The organism is Alcanivorax sp. HI0083 (genome assembly GCF_001635175.1).
Map to the genome: position 1 here is coordinate 1 of NZ_LWFX01001082.1, position 4,826 is coordinate 4,826.

The 4,826-nt window shown below is 59.4% G+C and carries 2 protein-coding genes; both read right to left on the bottom strand.

Annotated elements, in window-relative coordinates; genetic code table 11:
- A partial coding sequence (locus tag A3754_RS14375) for a beta-ketoacyl-ACP synthase III (RefSeq protein WP_063520248.1) occupies positions 1-772 on the bottom strand: 772 nt, incomplete at its 3' end.
- 202 nt (positions 773-974) lie between these two features.
- On the bottom strand, positions 975-4,826 hold a 3,852-nt coding region (gene hrpA / locus A3754_RS14380; protein ID WP_063520249.1), incomplete at its 5' end, for an ATP-dependent RNA helicase HrpA.

The window sequence follows — 4,826 nt, forward strand, 5'->3', positions numbered from 1 at the left end:
CACGGGCGCCCACGCCACGCTCATCAGCCCGATTCAGGAAGCCAAAGTTATTACGGATGTTGTTGGAAAACTTGGTTTGCAGGCGCGTACCCAGAATTTCCCATTGATTGCCAGATGTTGCATCTTCCTTGCGTTCCAGAATCACGGCAGTCGCCACGTCGCCGAAAATGAAGTGGCAATCACGGTCTTCCCAGGCCAGGTGTGCCGAGCAGATTTCCGGGTTCACCATCAGTACCCGGCGGGCGCTGCCATTGCGAATCGCATCCACGCCGGCCTGGATACCGAAAGTGGCACTGGAACAGGCCACGTTCATGTCGTAACCCCAGCCGTGGTCCATACCCAGGGCCGCTTGCACTTCCACGGCCATGGCCGGGTAGGCACGCTGCATATTGGAACAAGCAACCAGTACGGCATCCAGGTCATTGGCTGTCAGGCCGGCATGATCCAGTGCCTGTTTGGCCGCCTTTACGGCGATCTCCGCCTGGATCGACACCTCATCATCGGTGCGTTCATCAATGCGGGGAGCGAGGCGGTCAGGATCCAGAATCCCGGTCTTATCAATCACATAACGCTGCTTGATACCTGACGCTTTTTCAATAAAAGCACTGTTGGACGGCCCCAGGGCTTCCAGCTCGCCGGCCTCGATGGCTTGTGCGTTGCGGGCGTTATAACGCTCCACGTATTCATTGAATGATTCCACCAGTTCATCGTTGGTGATGGTCTGGTCCGGGGTCCACAGGCCGGTACCACTGATTACAACCGAATAGCTCACAAGCGAGTCCTCGCACTAATGCAGGGCCAGCCGCCCTGCTACAGCAAATTAGATAATGGGTCGATTATCCGGATTCAACGGGCCCGGCGCAAAGGCACCAGGGCCCATTTGTTGGTTATTACGGTCGTTCAAAGGCCTGTTTGCGTCTTTCACTGTAGGTTGCGGCGCAGCAGGCCAGCATGTTCACCGTACATCGCCCTTATCAGCACAACTCCCACTGTTTATTCAGTCGTTTCGCCGACACAGGCAATTTGGTGCCCAGTTGCTGGGCAAACAGGCTCACCCGGTATTCCTGCAGCATCCAGAAAAACCGCTGCAAGGGCTCGGGTTGCTTCCATAACGGCGCCCCTGCAGCGCGGGTTTCATGCTGTTTGCTGTACGCCTCCAGCTCCGCACTGAGAGTGCGATCCTTGCCGATCTGACCGCCAAGCTTATCCAGGCGGTGGTCGATGGCCCCCAATAACCGCGGGTATTCCTGTAACCAGGCCCAGGGCACCTGTAACAGCACGTCATCGGGAAATAATTGTCCAAGCTGCTGCTTCAGGTCGCGGTGGGCATGGGCCCAGGCCAGCGGGAAGTTCTTTTCCAGCGCCCCCATCAACTGCCGGTAGTGCGCGAACAGCGTCCCCAGCGTGGCCAATTGCTGCTGTGCCCAGGGCACAAAATCGCCACGGTGGGCATTGAGTCGGTCCCGAAACGCCGCCTCGTTACGCACCGGCTCATCCAGACGGAAATGTTCGGCCAATAACCGCAGCAAGGCGTGATCCAGCGCATTACGGGCCATGGCGCCTTTCTCGCTTTTCAGTTTCTGGAAACCCGCCATTTGCGAGGCCTGCTTGCGCAGATCCCGTAGCTGCACCGACAGTTTGAAGCTCAACAAGCGGGCCGTGCCCCATCGGTGTGCCCAGGCGGCCTCGACGTCATCGTCCCGATACTGCAGCTCTACCTCGCTGCCAACATCCACCAGGGCCGGAAAACGACGTACGGTCATGCCTCCCAAATCCTGATCCTCGGTTTCCGGCAGCTCACCAAACAGCCACTCCTGACCACGCAATGCCGGCGCGGCTTCGACAGGTTTGGGCAAGTCCCGGGTGACGCCAGCGAGCCGGTCTTTTACATCATCCAGGCTGCGCCCCTGGGCGTGGACCTTGCGTTTGCCGTCGACGCGATCCACCACCTGAATAAACATGCGCAGATGGTCCGGCAAGGTGGCCGCCTGCCACTCCTCCAGCTCGATACGAAGGCCGGTCATGCGCTGCAGTTCTCGGGTCATGGCCGGCAGCAACGGCTCATCCGGCGTCAGGGTTTCCATCAGGGCGCTGACATAATCCGGCACCGGAACAAAATGGCGGCGGCGGGCCTTGGGCAAGGCCCGAATCAACGCTTCCAGCTTTTCACGGAGCAAACCGGGCACCAGCCAGTCCAGTCGCGCCTCGGACACCTGGTTCAGCACGGCCAGCGGCACGATCAGGGTGACCCCGTCACGCTCCCCGGTAGGATCGAAGCTGTATTCCAGCGGAAGGCGAAGGCCATCAAGTTTAAGCTGATCGGGAAACTGGTCATTGCCCAGATTCGGGCTTCGCGAAAGCAAAAAACTCTCATCCATGAGCAACGCATTTTTTTGTTCCTCACTGGCGTGTTTGCTGTACCAGTTCATCAGCCCGGCGACAGTGTGAAGGTCACCGGGCAGGCGTGCGTCGTAGAAAGCCACCCGCGCTTCTTCATCCACCAAAATGTCCCGACGGCGCAGTTTGTGCTCCATCTCTTCCAGTGCTTCAAAGCGCTTGCGATTGGTTTTCACAAACGGCGGCTCCCGGGTCAGCTGCCCCATGACCAGGCCTTCACGGATCATCAACTCACGGGCTTCTTGCGGGTGAATGGGTCCATAGTTAACCGGCCTGCCGCTGGCCAGAATCAGGCCGAACAGATTGACCTGTTCCTTTGCCATGGCGCAGCCGCGCTTTTTCGACCAATGCGGCTCGAAATATTGTCGCTTGAGCAGGTGCCCTGCCGCCTGTTCGATCCACAACGGATCGGTTTTTGCCACGGTCCGGGCGAACAACCGGCTGGTCTCCACCTGCTCTGCCGCCATCAACCAGCGCGCCTTGGTCTTTGACAGTGACGACCCCGGCCATACCAGGGGCTTGCGGTTTCGCGTCGACAACCATTCGCCCTCTTCCGTGCGTTGCATGACATTAGCCAACAACCCGGTAAGCAACGCCTGATGCAGCGGCGCGTAGAGCGGGGACGGAGGAGCGTTATCGCCGTTTTTGCTCTTTGCCTTATCAGGTTCTCTTAACGGCAATCCGGATTCCACTGGCGCGTTCAGCTCCCACCCCTGCTCTTTACTCAGCAATAATAGTTGACGATGAGTGTCGCGCCATTCGCGCATTCGCGTGGGAGACAGGAAGGTTTTCTTGAGCAGCTTCTCATACTGGTTGCGGCTCAGGGCTTCGCGTTGGGAATCCGCCCACTGCCACAGCTTCACAAAAAACAGGAAATCCGATTCCTTGTCGGTGAAAGGCTGGTGGGCCTGATCCGCCNGCTGTTGTTTATCATGGGGGCGTTCCCGAGGATCCTGGGCGGCCAGTGCGGACACCACGATCAAGGCCTCGCGCAACACTTTCTTTTCCGCCGCCGCGACCAGCATTCGGCCCAGAGTGGGGTCCAGCGGGAAACGTGCCAGCTGCCGCCCCAGTGCGGTCAGCGTCTGTTTTTCTGTCAACGCGCCCAGCTCATCCAGCAACCGGTAACCATCGCGGATCAGCCGGCCATCCGGCGGTTCGATAAAGGGGAAATCTTCGACCTTGCCCAGGCGCAGGTCTGCCATCTGCAGAATCACTGCCCCCAGATTGGTGCGCTGGATTTCCGGGTCGGTGAACGCCGGCCGATTGAGAAAATCGTCTTCGTCAAACAGGCGGAAACAGATACCCGGCATTACGCGGCCGCTACGCCCGGCCCGCTGATTGGCACTGGCCTGGCTCACCGGCTCCACCGGCAGGCGCTGTACCTTGGAATGCACGCTATAACGGCTGATACGCGCGGTGCCGGCATCAATCACATAGCGAATGCCGGGCACCGTGAGTGAGGTCTCTGCCACGTTGGTACTGAGTACCACGCGGCGCCCCCGGTGGGCAGAAAAAATACGATGCTGCTCGGCCTGGCTGAGACGCGCATACAGCGGCAGAATTTCTGTGTCGCGCAGGCTGGAACCCTGTGTCGCACAGCGTTTCAGATGGTGGTGCACATCGCGAATATCCCGTTCACCGGCCAGAAACACCAGCACATCGCGCGCCATGGGCAGGCCATCGCGACGTTCATCACGCTGAATTTCCAGCAGGATATCTTCCACCTGCCGGGACAGCTCCTGCCCGTCTGCGGGTGGCCGGTAACGCATCTCCACCGGGAAAGTACGCCCGGACACTTCCAGCACCGGGGCGCCACCGAAATGTTCGGCAAACCGTTGGTGATCGATGGTGGCCGAGGTGATGATCACTTTCAGATCTGGCCGGCGTGGTAACAGCTGCTTGAGATAGCCAAGCAGAAAATCGATGTTCAGGCTGCGCTCGTGGGCCTCATCAATAATCAGGGTATCGTATTGATTAAGGAACCGGTCCTGCTGAATTTCGTTTAGCAGCATGCCATCGGTGAGCACCTTGATCAGCGAATGTTCACTGACCTGCTCGGAGAACCGCACCTTGAACCCCACGGCGCTTCCCAGTGGGCTATGCAGCTCTTCCGCTACCCGGGTTGCCACCGCTCTGGCCGCCAATCGCCGTGGCTGGGTGTGGCCGATGGTGCCTTCAATGCCCCGTCCCAGCTCCAGGCAGATTTTGGGTAACTGGGTGGTTTTACCGGAGCCGGTTTCCCCCGCAATGACCACCACCTGGTGGTCGCTGATCGCCTGCTTGATATCCTCCCGGCTGGCCACCACCGGAAGATCCGGCCACTCCAGCGCCGGCACGGCTGCCAGGCGTTTATCCCGGTTGGCCATGGAGGCGGCCATGGCCTCGGCGACTTTATCTACAGCTTTAGGGTTACGTTTCCCGGCCGG